The organism is Candidatus Omnitrophota bacterium (genome assembly GCA_025453395.1).
Classification (GTDB): domain Bacteria; phylum Omnitrophota; class Gorgyraeia; order Gygaellales; family Profunditerraquicolaceae; genus JAlOQK01.
Genome location: JALOQK010000002.1, coordinates 474,298 through 491,364, shown reverse-complemented (window position 1 = coordinate 491,364; position 17,067 = coordinate 474,298). Strand labels below are relative to the sequence as shown.

Genomic DNA, 17,067 nt, shown 5'->3' with positions numbered 1-17,067 from the left:
TTTATAATATGAAAAATCAACTGCCGCCGCCTAAGCTTACCAAAAGGATAGATATAAACACCGGTTATTCTTGCAATCTTAAGTGCTCATTTTGTTATTATCTTAATGATGTGAAGTCTAAGAATAAAAATAAAGATTTGTCTACCCTGCGATGCAAAAATCTTATTTCTTACTATGCCGCCAAGAAGATGCAGGTTTTAGAGTTTACCGGAGGAGAGCCTACTATCCGCAAGGATTTTCTAGAGCTTGTATCTTTCGCAAGAGATAAAGGTTTTAAGAAAATATCTTTGATAACAAACGGGATATTGCTGTCAGATAGGTCTTTTGCTCGACGCTTAGTTGAGAATAAGGTGGAGGATTTTCTTTTTTCTCTGCATGGCTCTACCAGCGATGTTCATGATAAGGTCACCGGTATGCCCGGAAGCTATAAACTTTTAAACAAAGCCATAGAAAATCTTTTAGGTTTATCGGTAAAAGTGCGCTGTAATTCTGTGGTTAACGGAGAGAATTTTTCTGATGTATATCAGCGGGCAAAGCTATTTAAGGACTTGGGGGTAAAAATAGTTAATTTTATACTTTTTAACCCTATTGAACAGGCTAAGTTTTCAGATAAGAAGAATTTTATCTGCTATGCGGATGTTTCCGATAAGCTTAAAAGAATCGCGGATGATTTTGGGCCGTTTTTTAATAAACTTACCTTTCGCTATATCCCTTTTTGTCAGATGGCCGGTTATGAAAAACACGTGCAGAATGTGCATCAGGTGCATTATGATCACGATGAATGGAATTATTATTTGCGTTCCTTTATCAGGGAAAACCGGCTAAAATGGGTTGGGGCAGTAGGCCTAGGCATGATGTTGCTGCCAGAGAAAGAAAAATGGCTTTCCTGGGGCATGGAACATTTTAAATCTGCTGCGATACTGCAGGCGCATAGTTTTCTGCATAAACATAAGTTCCCGCAGTGTAAGAGATGCCGGTATGGTTTTATTTGCGGGGGGATCTGGAAGAATTACGCTTCTTATTATGGTGACCGCGGCATCAAAGAATCTTCCGGGGAACTTATTCTTCAGCCTTGGCATTTTATGGGCCAAGAGCAGCTTGCTCATACGTAATGATCAATGAAAGAAAAATTAATTTCTATAGTTATTCCTTCTTTTAATTCTTTTAAGACCCTAAAACAGTCTATTAAGGCCTGCCTTTCTCAGGATTATCCCAGTGAGGCAATAGAGATAATCGTGGTTGATGATGGGTCAACTGATAAGACTGGCGAGTTTCTTGATAAAACAGGCATTAAGTATATCTATCAGGATAACGCCGGACCGGCAGCGGCGCGTAACACCGGATGGAAAAGCGCCAAAGGAGAAATAGTTTTCTTTACCGATTCTGATTGCCTGCCTAGCTTAGCTTGGGTAAAAAATCTTGTGAAATACTATGAAGATGCGCAAGTTGCCTGCGCAGGAGGTTCTTACGATATCGCCAATCCACAAAACCTTTTAGCCAGCCTAATTCATGAAGAGATAATGCTGCGTCATGCCAAGATGCCTTTAAGGGTTAAGGCCTTGGGGTCGTATAACTTTTCTGCCAGAAAAATAATTTTAGAAGAAACAGGAGGATTTAACCAGCAGTATCCCATGGCAAGCGGCGAAGACAATGATTTATCTTATAAAATCATTAAAAAAGGTTATGCGCTTATCTTTGATAAGAATGTTAAAGTCTGCCATTATCATCCGGAGAATCCCATTAAATACTTGCGCACTCAATTCTGGCATGGGTTTTGGAGGGTAAAATTGTATTTGGAGCATCCCCAGATGTCCATGGGTGATGACTATAGCGGCCTCTTAGATTATGCCCAGCCGGTTTTGGCTTTGGCGCTGATTATTACTTTTCCATTCTTATTTTTTCATGATCTGCGCAATATTTGGTTTGCCTTGTTTGCTGCGCAGATATTTTTGCATCTTCAGGTTGGGGTTATTATGGCAATTAGGTGCCGTAATCTTAAGTATCTGCTATTTATAATCCTGTCTTTGTTTAGGTCTTTTGCTAGGGGCTTGGGGTTAGCTTCGGCGCTTTTAAGCAGAATAGTAGTGGACTATCGGATTAATAAGCGATAAAATAATTATATAATTATTAATAGAAAAGGAGCCGCGAGTATGAAGAAAATAACGCTAGCCTTATTGTTAATGGCATCTTTATTGGTAATTAAGCCAGCATTTTGCCAGTATCGTTTCTTTGATGGAAATGACTGGAATGCTTTAGGGGCGCTGGGGCTGTCTAAGACAGAGGAGAAGAAGCTAAAGATGGTCTTTTTAAAATCTGCCTACGAGACAAGTCTTTTTAATGGGGCTCCGGTTTTAGCCTTAAATCCCAATGCCACAGATTTTTTAATGGCCTACAATACTTTTATTTACAATTTTCCTGAAATAGTTGATATCTATTATAGCAAGCCTTCTAACAGGGATTTGCCATTGTTTTATGCTTTACATGTGGCCGAGATAGTTAAAAACGGCGGGACAGACACGGATATACAGGGGTATTATAAAATGATCACTGATAAATTAAAAAGTGTAGGCATAATCGGCCAGGGGGAATAAATAGAAAGGGATAATTCTATGGATAAGGCGCTTGATAAGAAGACGGTTATTATTTCTTCCGTGGGGATAGTGTTAATTATATTTATAGCCATTATTCTTGCTTCTTTGGGTAAGAAATCACAGAACATCGCATACACTCCGGAATTTAAGTTTTCTGATGGTTTTGATTGGCGAGCAATCGATAATTATAAAATAGATGATTCGCGCAGGGAAATTATTAGAGAGATTCTCTTGAAAGAAGTCGCAGAGGCCAGCGCTTTAACAGGTTCGCCGATATTGGGGAATAATGCTTCTTTTAGCGAGTATTCGGTTTACGTGAATAGATTCTATCAGATTGCGGAAAATATGCCTATCCCGATTTATTTTGCTTTACGTATTGTGGATATGGCTAAGAAGCAAACAGACAACGCTGCCATAGAAACATATCGCCTGGCGGTTTTAGACAGGCTTAAGGCATATCGTTTGATAAAGTAGGCCTTAAAGCTTATGCCCGCGATTAATCTTTTCATTAAACGAGCGTGTTTTGTTTTAGCGGCAGGGATTATTATTGTTTCCTCGTACTTAGCCTTCCGTAACGCTGTGCGCCAGCCTTTTCATCTGGATGAAGCTGAAGAAGCCACTATGGGCCTTAAATTCAGCCGCATTGGCCCTAAAACATTCCTTCCTGTGGCCGAAGGCAACATGCCGGTGACGCATCCGCTTCTATACACTTTTACCCATGCCCTTGTCCAAAAGGTCTTTGGCCCCGCAGAGCTGCCTTTGCGCCTGTATGGAGTTTTCCATTTTCTCCTGTCGCTATTTTTATCAGCGCTAATACTATTTAAGCTTCTTTCTGACAAGAAAAAATACCTGCAAAGAACAGGCTTGGCAATCTTAACGGGCCTATACCTTGTTAATCCCTTATTAGTCCAGCATTCTGTGGTTATCAATGCCGATAACAACATACTAGCTTCTACGATTCTTCTTTTTCTGTATTTTTTCATAGATTTTGAAATGAAGGGGGATTTGGATAAGAAAAGCGGCATAAAAAGCCGTTTGAAGCTGGCGGTTTTATTTTCTTTGTGCCTGTGGTCAAAAGAATTGGCTCCCAGCTTTCTTTTATGCGGGATCATTGTTTACCGTATTTTATCCTGCGAATTTAAGAAGATGTTATTGGATTTATTGTTAGTGGGCATAACGGGTTTTATTATTTTCTGGCTTGGGTGGTGGCTATACTGTTTCTTTACTGGAACAGATGTTTTAGGGTTTATAAAATTTACGCTTATTAACAAAAGCAAGCAGGCATTTACGCCAAATTATTTTTCTCAATTATGGGAGAGATTCTTTTATGGTCTGCGTTGGCATATCTATTGGGTTTCAGCTGCGTTTTTTACAGCCGGAGCAATTTTTGTTTATACCCGCGTGAAAAACTTTTTCTTAACGCGAAAGGCTGAAACAGTGGATTTTATTTTTGTTTGCGCTTTATCCATGTGGGTTCCATTCCAGCTTTTTCGGCCCACGATTGATATGCTCAAATACCATTATCCGGCGTATAACCTCTTGCTTATCCTTGTTGCCTGGACAGCAATATGGGCGATAGAGAAAAAAGAAGAAGCAACCGGAAAGGCTTTTACTGTTTCGGCTTTGCAGGCTTGTGTTTTAAGTTTGGTTCTCATAATTTTTACTGCTCATTACTATACGCTGGGAGATTATCTTCTCGGGCTTTGGGGGCCGCTTTATAAATACCTTAACGGGCACTTTTTATGGTATTACTATCTGCCTCTAGGGTTTGCCTTTATCCTAATAAGCCTTTTCTTAAAAATCAAAGATTGGATGCCTGGTTTTGCCTTAACATCTGTTTTATTGATTTTTCCAATAAACATTGCTCTTTCTTTGAATCAGGCTAAGGCGGATTACCTTACTTTTGAGATATGGCTTAATTATGGCGAGAAAGGCCTTGGCAAGACCGTGGAATATCTTTCTTCAAGAATTCAAGATGGTTCAGTTACAGTATTACGCCAGGATATAGAATATTATCTTGTTTACCGTAAAGGCATTAAAATCGCCCAAAATATTCCTCCCGAAAAGATCTTTCAGGCTTCAGACAGAATGTTGCTTCTCGTTTTCTTGTCGCAATCGCCAGTAGAATATTTTGTGGCTGACAAGATTTCTTCTAAGATAATCGCAGATGAGGAAATCTTCAATTTAATAGGAAAATATTTTATTTTGGAAAAGAATTTTGGAGATTTTTATATCTTCAGGCGCATAACCAGAGGATAAGAGGTTTTGGTGATGGATGTTTTTTCTCTCAATAAGGCCAAGATAAACAGACAGGAATTGTTGCTTTTGGGCTGCATTTGCTTTCTGTATTTTATTTTTGTATTGATTGTTTTTGTCTGTTTCAAGCGCACCTTTTCGCATGACACAATGTGGCAATTTGGAGGCGCGCATTATTTCTATAATTGCCTAATGAACGGGGTTTTTCCTTATTGGGATATTTATAATTACTGCGGAGGGCCATTTTATTATAATATCGGGATCTTGCGCCTTTTGGAAATAACTACTTTCCCGCTTGTTTTTATTTTCAAGTTTTTTAATCTTTCGCTTTTTTCCCTGTATCATCTTGATTTTCTTACAAAGATATTTCTCTATGCCCTTGGGGTTTATTTTGCTATGCGCAAAGTAAGTAAGTATACGCTGTCTGGGCTTTTTGCTTTTTTTGTTTTTATTTTCTCTACTTTTACCTTTGTAAGCTTTAGGCAGTCGGGCGTTTTTGTTACTTTTGCCTGGACAGCTTGGGGCATGTGGTTTCTTATGCGTTTATTGGAGGATAAATTTAACATATATAATATGGTTGGTTTTTGTTTTTTCTTAGGGCTATCGCTTAACAGCTATCAGGGCGCCTATGTGTTAACTTTTATGCAATTTTTCTTTTTAAGCCTTTTGTTTAATAGAAAAGCCTACTTGCTTAGCCTAATAAAGGATAGAAAGAATAGAAGAATATTTCTTATTGGCGTCTTGGTGATTTCAGGCCTATTTTTGCATACTCTTGCTGTTTTTATTGAGAAAGATAAAAATATCGCAATCATGCGCCAGATGTACCAGGGGACTTCTGTTCCAATTATGCCGGCGGATTATCTGGGGCTATTTTTCCCGGGGGTAGCCGCTAAATTCTGGAACAGCCTAAACTGCAAGCAATATTTCTCCGAGTGCGCTTTTTATATCGGTATTATTCCATTGTTGTTGTCGGTATGGGGGATGGTTTCTTCAAGGCATAAATTTAGATTTAATTTCATTTTTGTGCTCATGGCCTTGGTGCTTGTGTCGATTAATTTGCAGCAGTATTTAGGGTGGGTAAAGTATCTATTGCTGCCATTTCTTATTTACGCCCGTAATATGGAAATCTTCCAGCCATTTGTAATCTTTGTCCTTGTTTATTTTTGTTCGCAGGGGGCGGATGATTTAATCCAGAGGCTGAACCAAAATAAAGATGCCTGACGAAAACCTATATTTTTATAATTTTATCTATGCGGTTTGTATTTTCATTTTTACAGCTGTATCCATAGCTTTGGTCTTTTATTTCATAAAGAAAAACAAAAGGGCAGCTTCTGTATGGGTATTAATTGTGTCAGCGGCTTTAGATTTATTTTTCTTTGCCGGTCAGATTATCCCGCAGGTTACTTTAGAAAACAAGACACTTATCCCGTTCGTTGATCGCGCATATAAAGTATCGTTGCCTGAGTTTCGTTTAGAAAAGGTTAATGGAGAGGCCAGGTTTCGTTATTTCGCGGCAGCTGTTTATAACACTCTTGCCGCCTTTGATGCTAACACCTTTGATATTTTGCTGCCTCAGGGGTTTATCCGTTCTAATCCTGCAGAGATGCTTGATAAGATAAGAAGAGGGGCTTACCCGCTTTCCAATTATTTAAAATCCGGGAACATCCTTTCATTCTTAATTTTAGCTAATACGGATTATCCTAAATGGGCGGCCTTTGATAAAAAGGCATATCTTGATTTTTATAGTATATTATTGGCGGATATACTTCTTCAAAGTAATTACTATGTAGTGCATCTGGTTCCTGAGGCGGATATACAGAAAATACGCCAAGGTATAGAGAAGGCCTACAAGCAAATAGATCAGGCTTTTGTCCCGCAGGAGCTTTTAAGCGCTGTGTCTGTTACGCAAGAACTTATCCTGAAAAGCGCCCAGCAGAAGGAGATTTATAAATACCTGTATTTGAATTTAAGCGCCAAAGATTATTTTCTAAATCTTTGGCAGCGGTATCGGCTTGATAATGTAAGCACTTTTGTGCGTTTAAAATATTTTAGCCGCATGGCAGATATTTACATGGTTTCTTTGGCCAGATCAGATTTAAATGCCACTTATGATAAAATAAGACAAGATGCCGGGATTACTGCTGCGGTTATAAGGTTTTTTGAGAGTTTGGATTTAAAAGATGCCGAGGAGTATTTAAAAGGCCTATCCCAAGGGATAATAGGGCCCGATAGCGATCTTTCGGGTTTTTCCTACCAGATAGAAGCTTATGGTCCAAATTACCTTAAATTTAATTGTTCTGCCCCGAAGAACGGGTATATTTATTTTAGTGATGGCTATGACCAGTATTGGCAGGCTAAGATAGACGGCAAAGAAACTAAAGTTTTAAGGGCCAACGCTTGCTTTAAGGCGCTTAAGGTGCAAGCCGGAAAACATAAGGTGGAATTTATTTATAACCCGTTATTCTACAGGTTTTCGTTGTGGATTTATTATATTACCGTGTTAGCCTGTGTAGTTTTTCTTATATTCAAAAGGCCATGATCACATTGGATGTTTTAATTTCGGGCGTATTTTGTTTCTTGATTAGCTTGCTTGCGCATGTAATCTGGTGGAGGATAAAACGGCCCAAAGCCCAGATTCAGGCGCTTGTATCTTTGTTTTTAGTCTTTCCGCTTTTGGGGCTTACCTGTCTTATGCAGTTTTTCCCTTTACGGGATTTCTGGTTATCTTTAGCTCTGGCATATTCGTTTTCTTTTTCCTACGTGCTTTTCTACCCGGCAGCTCAAGCTGTATCTCCGACGCTTAAATTGATCTTGATAATCAGTAAATTTTCTTATTCTGGATGTTCGGCGCAAGAGCTAAAAAAATACTTTAACACCAAAGATTTATTGCAAGAACGCTTTGACGATTTAGTGCAAGAAGGTTTTTTAAGAACTTGCCATGGTAAAATAAATATTACTTTGCGGGGCAGGGTCTTTTTGAGCTTTTTTGTTGCCTTGCGAGTTATTTTAGGTTTAGAACAGGGAAAGGGTTAAGAAAATGGGCTTAATAGGTATTATTTTGAGCATCCCTTTGTTAATTATCCTGCTGCACGCGGCATTTTCCAGATACTTGAGTAAAATTATTGCTTCAGCGCAAATGGCGGCTATTTTAGCTGTGTTTTCTGCCTTTCCGATAGTTTTACTGCTGGGCGTATTTTTCGCCAAAGCAGAATTAAGCGCTTTGTATATTCTATATATGGGGCTTGTTTATTTTTCTTTGGGGCACGCGTATTTTCATATTTTTAACATGAGCGAAACTGCGCGGCGCATCCGCATCCTCTATGAAATAAAAGAAAGCCCTGATGCTTTGACTTTTGATCAACTAAAAAATATTTACTCCGCGGATTTGATGCTGGATATAAGGCTTCAGCGTTTGCTTAAAATTAAGGCAGTCAGGCTTCAAGATGGCAAGTATAAGCTAAACGGCGGGTTACTTTATTGGGCAGCGCTTTTTTCTAAATTCTGGAGCGCCGTGTTGAATTTTGATTCAGAAAAGTATGATATCTGATATAATATACTTTCGATATCTAACTTAAGGAGAAGATATGGGCAAGGTGCTTATTATAAAACTGGGCTATTCGGAGACGTTGGATAAAGAGACTTCCACTACCACAAGTTTAGGAGATGTTATCCGCACCACTGTCATACTTAATTTTTTTAAGAATGACCATATAAGCTGGCTGGTTGATGAAAAGGCGCGCCAACTTTTAGAGGGTAATTCTTGCATCAAAAGGATCATGACTTATAATCTGGAGAATGTCTTGCAGCTTCAAAGGGAGAGGTTCGACACTGTAATTAATCTTGAGAAGGTCCCCGGGATTTGCGCTTTGGCAGATTCTATTAGCGCCTGGAGGAGATTTGGTTTTCGCTTTGATGAATATGAGGGCAAAGCCCAGAGCTATGATGGGGCAGAGAAGGTGCTTGCCTTGTGCCTTGATGATGATAAAAAAAAGAAAAACATACGTTATTGGCAGGAAGCATTAGCTGAAATGATTGACCAAAAATGGAATAAAGAAGAATATGTGCTTGGCTATAAGCCTTCTAATAAAGTAATTTACGATATTGGCTTTAACTGGGCGGTAGGAGATAAGTGGAGGAATAAAAGCTGGCCAGCGCAATATTGGGATAGCCTGGAAGAAATGCTTAAGGGGAAATATTCTGTTACCCGGCAAAAGGGGCTTAATAATCTTTATGAATATATGGATTGGATTAATTCCTGTAAGATGATTATTACAAATGACAGCTTAGGGATGCATCTGGCGATTGCTTTAAAGAAAAAGATTATCGCATTCTTTGGCCCCAGCTCTTCTTCTGAGGTTTATCTGTATGATTTGGGCAAAATTATTACGCCTGAAACAGGCTATTCTTGTGTCCCCTGTTTACAGAGAGAATGCCATCAAAAGAAAAACTGCATGTATTTTATAACCCCTAAACAGGCGTTCGAGGAAGTAAAAAAGATCCTCAAGAAATAATAATGGATAAATACCGTATTGATTCGCATAAATTAATTTATCATGTCGGACGGGTGAATCAATGGCTTGAAGGAAAAGACATCTCTCCTTTATATATGGAGATTTCCTTGACCGGGGCCTGTAATAACCGCTGTATCTTTTGCGCCTTTGATTATTTAAATTATAAGCCGCAGTACCTATCGGAGAAAGTTTTAAAGAAGTTTATATCTGAAGTTTCCAGGTCCGGATTGAAAAGTATTTTATTCTCTGGCGAGGGCGAGCCGCTTTTGCATCCTGGCCTGGTAAGCATAATCAGGCATGCTAGAGAAAAGCTCTTAGATGTTGCCTTAACCACAAACGGCACGCTTTTAAGCGGCAAGATAGCCTCATCTATCTTGCCGTATTTAAGCTGGCTGAGGATTAGTTTTAACGCTGCGACAGCTAATAATTACGCGCGCATCCATGGAAACACAAAAGAAAGCTTTTATAAAATAGTAGCCAATATTAAAAACGCGGTATCTGTTAAGAGAAAACATCAATATTCTTGTGTCATCGGAGTGCAGTTTCTACTTATTAAGGAAAATAATAAAGAAGTTCTTAAAATGGCAAAGCTTGTAAAGGGCTTAGGCGCGGATTATCTGGTTGTTAAGCCGTATTCACAACATCCCAAGAGCATTAATCGCTTGTCCAAGACTATTTCCTATAATAAAATGCGTGAGCTTGAAGATAAACTTGACACTTTTTCAGATGATCGATTTAAGGTTATTTTTCGAGCCAATACTATGGCAAAGTTAAACCAGGAAAGAAATTATAAAAAGTGCCTTGCGCTGCCATTCTGGGCGCATCTTGTTTCAAATGGCGATCTTTATGCCTGCAGCGCTTTTATTTCCGATAAACGTTTTTGTTACGGGAATATTTATAAAGGCTCTTTTGAGCAGATTTGGAAATCTGCTCAAAGAAGGAAATTAGAGAAGTTGATGAAAAATTCGTGGGATATGCATAATTGCCGTTTGTGCTGCCGCATGGATGAAGTAAATAACTATCTTTGGGAACTTAAAAATCCCCCCATTCACGTTAATTTTATTTAAATATGGATAAAAGAATAATCAAAGATTTGTATTATCGGATGGTTAAAATCCGCAAGTTTGAGGATAAAATCATTCAGCACTATCCCGAACAGCAAATGCGTTGCCCAGTGCATCTTTATATCGGCCAAGAGGCAATTGCCACAGGGGTATGCGCGCATCTAAAGAAAAGCGATTATCTTTTTAGCTATCACCGTAACCACGGGCACTTGATTGCCAAGGGCGCGGATATTAAAGAGATGTTTGCCGAGCTTTATGGCAAGAAAACCGGTTGTTCTTCGGGCAAGGGCGGTTCCACCCATATGGTATCTTTAGAAAATTCTATTTTCGGCACAAGTGCCATTGTGGCAGGTGGAATTCCTATTGGGACAGGAGCGGCATTGGCAGTAAGATTACAGAGGCAAAGGCAGATTGTGGTAATTTTCCTTGGTGATGGGGCAATAGAGCAGGGGACATTCTTTGAGAGTATGAATTTCGCCAAATTAAAGAAACTGCCCATTCTTTTTGTTTGCGAAAATAATTTCTACGCGACTAATTCTTCACAAAAGGTTCGGCAGGCAAATCCAGATATTTATAAAATAGCAGATTTTTTCTCTATGCCCAAAGCGCTTCTTGATGGAAATGATGTAATCCAAGTTTATAAGAAATCAGGCGATTTTATTGCGCGCATCAGAAAAGGTTCTGGCCCTTGTTTTATAGAGGCGCGCACCTATCGTTTTCGTACCCATGTGGGACCGGAGACGGATATTGAAAAAGGGTTTCGCGCCAGAGAAGAAGTGGAAAAGTGGATGAAGAAATGCCCTTATAAAAGATTTCATCGTCAGATTCTTGCCAATAAATTATTAAAAGAAAATGAACTTTTGGATATAGAACATAGAGCAGATGAAGAAGTAAAAGAGGCTTGGGAATTTGCCGTAAAAAGCCCCTATCCGGAAAAAGAAGATTTACGCACAGATATTTATTAAGCAAAAGGCGAAATAAAAATGTCATGGGATAAAGTTCCTGTAGACCTGTCGGATTTGCGTGTTTTGCCAGAGGATAATACCCTGGCGGGAAACAGGCTTATCACTTATCGCCAGGCGATACACGAGGCTTTTGCTATTGCCTTAAAACAAGACCCTAAGGTATTTCTCTTTGGGGAAGGCATAGATGACCCGGCAGGAGTTTTTGGTACAACCTTGAATCTGCATAAGCAATTTTCTAAAGATAGGGTGTTTGACACCCCTATCTGCGAAAATACTCTTACCGGCATCGCTATTGGCGCGTCTTTGGCCGGTATGCGCCCGGTATTAATCCATATGCGCACGGATTTTTTGCTTGTTTCTATGGACCAGATTATCAATCACGCCGCGAAGTGGAAATATATGTTTGGCGGAAAAGTTAATCTTCCCATAGTAATCCGCGCGATCATTGGAGGGGGATGGGGATCAGCTGCCCAGCATTCACAGCCGATCCAGGCTATTTTCGCGCATATTCCGGGTTTAAGAGTGGTTATGCCATCAACGGCTTATGATGCTAAGGGGTTGCTTTTATCAAGTATTGCTTGCCCTGATCCGGTTATGTTTATAGATCATAGATGGCTTTTTGATTATAAAGATTATGTCCCGGAAGAGGCGTATTTGGTGCCTTTAGGCAAACCTGTGTTAAGAAGGCAGGGTAAAGACGTAACCGTTATTACCAGCTCCTTTATGACCGCGATTGCCCTTGAGGCCGGTAAGAAGCTTCAAGATGAAGGCATAGATATTGAAATAGTGGATCTAAGAACTGTTAAACCCATAGACGCAGAGCTTATTTTTTCTTCAGTCAAGAAGACAAAAAAAGCCATAGTGCTTGATTTTGGGTATGCTTTTTGCGGGATAAGCGCCGAAATAAGCTCTATGATCACGGAGAATTGTTTTTCTTTCTTGGCACGGCCCGTAGAGAGGATCGCGCTTGCTGATGTCCCGACTCCGGCCAGCCATGTCCTAGAGAAAGAATTTTATCCTAACTTGGAAAATATTATTTGCAAGATTAGAAAAATAGCTAAAGGCGGATAAATGATTTCTTTAACTGTAGCCATGCCGGCTTTAAACGAAGAGAAAAATATCGTTGCTGCCGTAACGGATACCTTGAATGCCTTCAAGGCCTTTGGGATAAAGGCAGAGGTTTTAGTAGTAAATGACGGCAGCACCGATGCAACAGGATCATTGGTGCGCGAGCTAATGCGTGATTTCCCGGGCCAGGTTGACATTATTGAGCATGTTACGCCTTGCGGGATAGGGGCATCTTTTTGGGATGCGGTTGATAAAGCAAGGCATGAGGTTGTCTGTATGCTGCCCGGGGATAACGAGAATAAGCCCGAAGAGATTATCCGCTATTTATGGCTTATGTCAGATGTTGATATGGTTATCCCATTTGTTTTTAACCGCAATGCCCGGTCGGCTTTTAGGAATCTGGTTTCATCTGCCTACGTATCTATAATTAATTATACTTTTAAGATCGGTTTGACTTATACCAACGGGACGGTGTTGTACCGCACAAGCGTGCTAAAGTCATTATCCTGCCGCAATAAGGGTTTTTTCTTTCAGACAGATATCTTGGTGCGCCTTTTAAAAAGAGGGTATCTTTACGCCCAGGTTCCCTATCGCCTGCGGACTCGTTTGGCAGGCAATCCTAAGGCAATTTCCTGGCGTTCATTCAGGGCAGTAGTCAAGGGTTACATCAAGCTTTTTCTTGAAGTGTATTTATTAAGAAAAGAAAAACCCTTGAACCTGATTAAAGACAGCATTTCATACCAAAGATACAACAAAGATTAATTATGCAAGATAAGATATCCGGCAAGAATATAGTTTTAGACGGGCATAAGCTTCTTTGGCACCGCCAAAGATTAGAGGCATGGCTGGCCGGCGAAAGGATCGCGCCTATTACTATTGATTGCGCGTTGACCAGAAGATGCAATTACCGCTGTGTCTATTGTTACGGCAAGCTTCAGGCAAACGACGAAAAGAAGATGACCCGCGATGTGATTTTTCGTTTTTTGGATGATTCCGCAAGTATCGGGGTAAAGGCGGTAAGTTTTGTCAGCGACGGAGAAAGCGCCTGCTCACCGCATCTTTATGATGCTGTGGAAAGAGGCAGGAAAAATGGCCTTGATATGGCTTTGGGCACTAACGGGTTTTTATTAAAAGAACAAAGGCTGCCTGGGCTGTTAAAAGATCTGACCTATTTGCGGTTTAATATTTCAGCAGCTACTGCTGGCAAATATGCCAAGGTTATGGGTTGCGAAGAAAACTCTTTTGACAGAGTCGTTAAGATTATAAGAACTTGTGTAAAGATAAAAAAAGAAAATAAGTTTCCTGTGACTTTGGGGCTTCAGATGGTGCTTTTGCCGCAATATGCCGACCAGGTGATCCCTTTGGCAAAGTTAGGAAAACAATTGGGTGTGGATTATTTAGTAGTCAAGCACTGTAGTGATGATGAAACAGGCTCCCTGGGAGTTGATTACAATAAATATTTTGGGTTGACCGATCTTTTGAAAAAAGCCGAAAGTATCTCCAATTCTAAGTACCTGGTTAAGGCTAAATGGTCGAAGATACTAAGTTGCGGCAAAAGAAAGTACAGCGCTTGTTTCGGGCCGCCATTTATTATGCAATTCTCCGGGTCAGGGTTAGTTGCGCCCTGCGGCATGCTTTTTAACAGCAAATATAAAAAGTTTCATATCGGCAATATTGCGCAAACTTCTTTTAAGAAAATCTGGCAGAGTAAGCGCTATTGGCAAGTCATGGATTTGATTGCTTCGAATGAGTTTGACCCCAGGACCATGTGCGGGACTTTGTGTTTGCAGCATAAGGTAAATGAATTCTTATGGGATTTAAAGAACGGCAATTGCGCCCTTGAAAAAACTCAAGGCAAGCCGCCAATGCATGTTAATTTTATTTAGATGGATCTAATTGAGAAAACCGCGTTTAAAGGTAACCGGCACCCCTGGGAATTATCTCGCCGAGATTCTCTTTTGATGTTATTAAAGAAGAAGCCTTTTGGTTTGCAGTATGCTGACATAGGATCCGGAGATTTATTTTTCAGTTTATCTTTAGAAGGCTATGCCGATAAAATCTGGGCATTTGATAAAGCTTATGCTCAAGAGGACAAGAATGGCAAGATAAAAAAGATTAATAGCCTTTCAAGTATTCCTCAAGAAAGCGTGGATGTAGTTTTAGCTTTAGATGTTTTGGAGCACGTGGAGGATGAAGCAGGATTTCTATATTCTCTGAACAGGATAATCAAGCCCGGTGCAGAATTTATCATAACTGTCCCGGCCTATCAATTTTTATTTACCGGGCATGATAAATTTTTAAAGCATCTGCGTAGGTATAATTATCAGAAGCTTTCCGGATTAATTCAGGTTTCAGGGTTGAAAGTGGAAGAAGGGTTTTATTTCTATTCTACGCTTGTTTTGCCGCGGGCTATAATTAAATTAAAGGAAAAGTTCTTTGGGGTTTCATGCCAGTGTGGCGCGTCAGGATGGAGATTTGGCCGAGGGCACGCACTTACTTTTTTATTCAGAGGTTTATTGAATTTTGATTTTTATCTGAATCGCATTCTATCCAAGGCAGGGATCAAATTGCCGGGGTTGTCAATATGCATGGTCTGCAAGAAATAATCTTCTTAGTAATACCTTGTTATAACGAAGAAAAGCGGCTTGATATGAATAAATTCCTATCAAGCGGCCATAATGTTTTTTTCTTGTTTGTTGATGATGGTTCAAATGATTCTACCGCGGAAGTTATAAGAAGGCATTTAAGCCAAAGAGTCCATATTCTGTCGTTGGATAAGAACTATGGCAAACAAGAGGCGGTGCGTCAGGGCATGCTGCATCTGAAGACAATGCCTTTCTGGAAAGATGTTTCTTGGGCGGGTTTCTGGGATGCGGATTTGGCAACGCCTTTGGAAGAATTAAATGATTTCATGGGCTACCAAAAAGCTCTTTATCCTGATTGCAGCGCTGTCTTAGGAAGCAGGGTGCTGCGCCTGGGATCTGTTATAAAGCGTTTTGCTTTTAGGCATTATTGTGGAAGATTTTTTGCCACGATGGTGGGGGTAGTCTTGAAAATAAAAGTTTATGATTCGCAGTGCGGCGCAAAGATCTTTCGCAAGGAAGTAATTGATATTTGTTTTAAGGATAGGTTTATTGTAAAATGGTTATTCGATCTGGAAATAATACTGCGCCTTCTAAAGCAGGGATCGGGCGTTGTAGAGTATCCGCTTAGGCTATGGCAGGATGTGGCAGGGAGTAAGTTTTCTTTATTTAAAGAAATCATCCCGTCTTTTCTTGAGCTTTTTAAATTAAAGGCAAAATACAAATGAAGAAGATTTTAAAGCCGATTAAAATACCCGATTCTTATAATTATATCGGAGTTTTTCTTACCTTTGCCTGTAATTTAAAATGCAGCTATTGCATTAATAATTTTGAGGGGAATCTTAAGAAGCGTAAGATGATTTCTGGAAAAGATTGGGTTGAGTTGTTAAACCGCATCCAATCCCGCGCGGATCTTCCGGTTAGCTTGCAGGGGGGAGAGCCAAGCCTGCACCCGGATTTTATTTATATTATCAATCATTTGAAGCCAGGATTGACAATAGATATATTGACTAATTTGCAATTTGATGCGGATGATTTTGCCAAGAAAGTCAATCCTAACAGGGTTAAGCGTCAGGCGCCTTACGCATCTATAAGAGTCAGTTATCATCCCGAAACCATGGATTTTAATAAGACTGCATCAAAGGTTTTAGCTTTACAGGACAAAGGCTTCAGTATCGGGGTCTGGTCGGTTTTGCATCCCAAATACAAAAAACAAATTCTTAGTTCTCAAGAGAAGGCAAAAAAGATGGGGATTGATTTTAGGCTTAAAGACTTTTTAGGAGAGTATCGTGGTAAAATGCACGGGCAGTATAAATACCCGGGATGTTTTGATCTAAACAATCCGAAGGATGTTTTATGCAAAAGCACAGAGTTCTTGATTGATCCTAAGGCGGATATTTTTCGTTGTCACCACGATGTGTATCAAGATTTTAAGCCCATAGGCTCTCTTTATGACGGGGGGTTTGTTTTAGAGGATAAATATAGAAAGTGCGGTATGTTCGGTTTTTGTAACCCTTGTGACGTGAAAATAAAGACCAATCGCTTTCAGGAATTCGGGCACACTTCGGTAGATATTAAATTCGGATAGGGTTATTTTTTGTTCTTTTCCAGCCTTTCAATTAACTGGTTGACTCGCAGCGCAATCGCTTCTAGCATGTCTTTTTTGCGCAAGATGATACGTTTACTGTAGTCTCCCTGCAGCACTTGATCAAGGATTTTCTCTATGCGCGGAAGAGGGGCCAAACAGCGGTAGAGGACTATAAGAAGGGTCATGGATGCCACGATACTTGCAGCTAACAGAAGCACATAAGGGGTAAGTATCTGAAGCGAAAATGGGCGCGCTTGGCTTAGTTCTGCCTGTTTTACTGCCACGCTAAAAAAGAAGAAACCGCTAGCGACCAACAGTATCATCAGGCCCAAGGCAACGTTTAAAAATTTGATGGCATAAGAGATTTCCCAGATTTTCTTGCGTTTATGTTTTTGTTCCATATGGCCTCCTTAAGTAGTAATTATAGTGATTTTTCATTTAG

General features: G+C 39.9%; 19 protein-coding genes. 18 read left to right on the top strand and 1 reads right to left on the bottom strand.

The window, feature by feature from the left end:
• The first annotated feature begins 8 nt into the window (after positions 1–8).
• The 18 genes from MUF05_03775 to MUF05_03690 are packed head-to-tail and all read left to right on the top strand — an operon-like array spanning position 9 to position 16,625.
• Entirely contained in the window at positions 9–1,112 is a 1,104-nt protein-coding gene (locus MUF05_03775) for a radical SAM protein (protein MCU0666198.1), read from the top strand.
• Positions 1,113–1,118: 6 nt separating this feature from the next.
• Entirely contained in the window at positions 1,119–2,111 is a 993-nt protein-coding gene (locus MUF05_03770; protein MCU0666197.1) for a glycosyltransferase, read from the top strand.
• Positions 2,112–2,150: 39 nt separating this feature from the next.
• Positions 2,151–2,591 (top strand): hypothetical protein, encoded by a 441-nt coding sequence (locus MUF05_03765; GenBank protein MCU0666196.1) that lies wholly within the window; start codon positions 2,151–2,153, stop codon positions 2,589–2,591.
• 18 nt (positions 2,592–2,609) lie between these two features.
• Positions 2,610–3,065 carry a hypothetical protein gene (locus MUF05_03760; GenBank protein ID MCU0666195.1) on the top strand — a complete coding sequence of 152 codons (456 nt, stop codon included), beginning with the start codon at positions 2,610–2,612 and terminating at the stop codon, positions 3,063–3,065.
• Between the two features lie 12 nt (positions 3,066–3,077).
• Positions 3,078–4,850, top strand: coding sequence for a hypothetical protein (locus MUF05_03755; GenBank protein ID MCU0666194.1), 1,773 nt, complete (start codon positions 3,078–3,080; stop codon positions 4,848–4,850).
• A 12-nt stretch (positions 4,851–4,862) separates the two neighbouring features.
• Positions 4,863–6,068, top strand: coding sequence for a hypothetical protein (locus MUF05_03750; protein MCU0666193.1), 1,206 nt, complete (start codon positions 4,863–4,865; stop codon positions 6,066–6,068).
• Complete coding sequence (locus MUF05_03745) at positions 6,061–7,386, top strand: YfhO family protein (GenBank protein ID MCU0666192.1); 1,326 nt, start codon at positions 6,061–6,063, stop codon at positions 7,384–7,386. Before MUF05_03750 ends, MUF05_03745 begins: the two co-directional genes overlap by 8 nt.
• Entirely contained in the window at positions 7,383–7,880 is a 498-nt protein-coding gene (locus MUF05_03740; protein MCU0666191.1) for a hypothetical protein, read from the top strand. The genes MUF05_03745 and MUF05_03740 overlap by 4 nt, the downstream gene beginning before the upstream one ends.
• A 4-nt stretch (positions 7,881–7,884) precedes the next feature.
• The gene (locus MUF05_03735) at positions 7,885–8,394 is read left to right on the top strand and encodes a hypothetical protein (GenBank protein ID MCU0666190.1); all 510 of its coding nucleotides are present in this window, start codon (positions 7,885–7,887) and stop codon (positions 8,392–8,394) included.
• A gap of 37 nt (positions 8,395–8,431) precedes the next feature.
• On the top strand, positions 8,432–9,358 hold the full coding sequence (locus MUF05_03730; GenBank protein MCU0666189.1) for a glycosyltransferase family 9 protein: 927 nt from the start codon (positions 8,432–8,434) through the stop codon (positions 9,356–9,358).
• A 2-nt stretch (positions 9,359–9,360) separates the two neighbouring features.
• Positions 9,361–10,425, top strand: coding sequence for a radical SAM protein (locus MUF05_03725; protein MCU0666188.1), 1,065 nt, complete (start codon positions 9,361–9,363; stop codon positions 10,423–10,425).
• 2 nt (positions 10,426–10,427) lie between these two features.
• On the top strand, positions 10,428–11,387 hold the full coding sequence (locus MUF05_03720) for a thiamine pyrophosphate-dependent dehydrogenase E1 component subunit alpha (protein MCU0666187.1): 960 nt from the start codon (positions 10,428–10,430) through the stop codon (positions 11,385–11,387).
• 18 nt (positions 11,388–11,405) lie between these two features.
• A complete protein-coding gene (locus MUF05_03715) occupies positions 11,406–12,458 on the top strand; it encodes an alpha-ketoacid dehydrogenase subunit beta (protein MCU0666186.1) in 1,053 nt (350 codons plus the stop codon).
• Positions 12,459–13,217 (top strand): glycosyltransferase family 2 protein, encoded by a 759-nt coding sequence (locus tag MUF05_03710; GenBank protein MCU0666185.1) that lies wholly within the window; start codon positions 12,459–12,461, stop codon positions 13,215–13,217. It begins immediately after the preceding gene.
• Between the two features lie 2 nt (positions 13,218–13,219).
• Positions 13,220–14,341: a radical SAM protein gene (locus tag MUF05_03705; GenBank protein ID MCU0666184.1), complete on the top strand. Its 1,122-nt coding sequence runs from the start codon at positions 13,220–13,222 to the stop codon at positions 14,339–14,341.
• The gene (locus MUF05_03700; protein ID MCU0666183.1) at positions 14,342–15,061 is read left to right on the top strand and encodes a methyltransferase domain-containing protein; all 720 of its coding nucleotides are present in this window, start codon (positions 14,342–14,344) and stop codon (positions 15,059–15,061) included.
• Positions 15,040–15,765 carry a glycosyltransferase gene (locus MUF05_03695; protein ID MCU0666182.1) on the top strand — a complete coding sequence of 242 codons (726 nt, stop codon included), beginning with the start codon at positions 15,040–15,042 and terminating at the stop codon, positions 15,763–15,765. Before MUF05_03700 ends, MUF05_03695 begins: the two co-directional genes overlap by 22 nt.
• On the top strand, positions 15,762–16,625 hold the full coding sequence (locus MUF05_03690; GenBank protein ID MCU0666181.1) for a radical SAM protein: 864 nt from the start codon (positions 15,762–15,764) through the stop codon (positions 16,623–16,625). The genes MUF05_03695 and MUF05_03690 overlap by 4 nt, the downstream gene beginning before the upstream one ends.
• Positions 16,626–16,627: 2 nt before the next feature.
• Here the strand turns inward: MUF05_03690 and MUF05_03685 are convergent, their stop codons facing one another.
• Positions 16,628–17,026: a hypothetical protein gene (locus tag MUF05_03685; protein ID MCU0666180.1), complete on the bottom strand. Its 399-nt coding sequence runs from the start codon at positions 17,024–17,026 to the stop codon at positions 16,628–16,630.
• Positions 17,027–17,067 lie beyond the last annotated feature (41 nt).

Excerpts from the sequence above, each read along its gene's own strand:
- MUF05_03775 (MCU0666198.1), top strand. The coding sequence starts at position 9 with ATGAAAAATCAACTGCCGCCGCCTAAGCTTACCAAAAGGATAGATATA.
- MUF05_03770 (MCU0666197.1), top strand. The coding sequence starts at position 1,119 with ATGAAAGAAAAATTAATTTCTATAGTTATTCCTTCTTTTAATTCTTTT.
- MUF05_03765 (MCU0666196.1), top strand. The coding sequence starts at position 2,151 with ATGAAGAAAATAACGCTAGCCTTATTGTTAATGGCATCTTTATTGGTA.
- MUF05_03760 (MCU0666195.1), top strand. The coding sequence starts at position 2,610 with ATGGATAAGGCGCTTGATAAGAAGACGGTTATTATTTCTTCCGTGGGG.
- MUF05_03755 (MCU0666194.1), top strand. The coding sequence starts at position 3,078 with ATGCCCGCGATTAATCTTTTCATTAAACGAGCGTGTTTTGTTTTAGCG.
- MUF05_03750 (MCU0666193.1), top strand. The coding sequence starts at position 4,863 with ATGGATGTTTTTTCTCTCAATAAGGCCAAGATAAACAGACAGGAATTG.
- MUF05_03745 (MCU0666192.1), top strand. The coding sequence starts at position 6,061 with ATGCCTGACGAAAACCTATATTTTTATAATTTTATCTATGCGGTTTGT.
- MUF05_03740 (MCU0666191.1), top strand. The coding sequence starts at position 7,383 with ATGATCACATTGGATGTTTTAATTTCGGGCGTATTTTGTTTCTTGATT.
- MUF05_03735 (MCU0666190.1), top strand. The coding sequence starts at position 7,885 with ATGGGCTTAATAGGTATTATTTTGAGCATCCCTTTGTTAATTATCCTG.
- MUF05_03730 (MCU0666189.1), top strand. The coding sequence starts at position 8,432 with ATGGGCAAGGTGCTTATTATAAAACTGGGCTATTCGGAGACGTTGGAT.
- MUF05_03725 (MCU0666188.1), top strand. The coding sequence starts at position 9,361 with ATGGATAAATACCGTATTGATTCGCATAAATTAATTTATCATGTCGGA.
- MUF05_03720 (MCU0666187.1), top strand. The coding sequence starts at position 10,428 with ATGGATAAAAGAATAATCAAAGATTTGTATTATCGGATGGTTAAAATC.
- MUF05_03715 (MCU0666186.1), top strand. The coding sequence starts at position 11,406 with ATGTCATGGGATAAAGTTCCTGTAGACCTGTCGGATTTGCGTGTTTTG.
- MUF05_03710 (MCU0666185.1), top strand. The coding sequence starts at position 12,459 with ATGATTTCTTTAACTGTAGCCATGCCGGCTTTAAACGAAGAGAAAAAT.
- MUF05_03705 (MCU0666184.1), top strand. The coding sequence starts at position 13,220 with ATGCAAGATAAGATATCCGGCAAGAATATAGTTTTAGACGGGCATAAG.
- MUF05_03700 (MCU0666183.1), top strand. The coding sequence starts at position 14,342 with ATGGATCTAATTGAGAAAACCGCGTTTAAAGGTAACCGGCACCCCTGG.
- MUF05_03695 (MCU0666182.1), top strand. The coding sequence starts at position 15,040 with ATGCATGGTCTGCAAGAAATAATCTTCTTAGTAATACCTTGTTATAAC.
- MUF05_03690 (MCU0666181.1), top strand. The coding sequence starts at position 15,762 with ATGAAGAAGATTTTAAAGCCGATTAAAATACCCGATTCTTATAATTAT.
- MUF05_03685 (MCU0666180.1), bottom strand. The coding sequence starts at position 17,026 with ATGGAACAAAAACATAAACGCAAGAAAATCTGGGAAATCTCTTATGCC.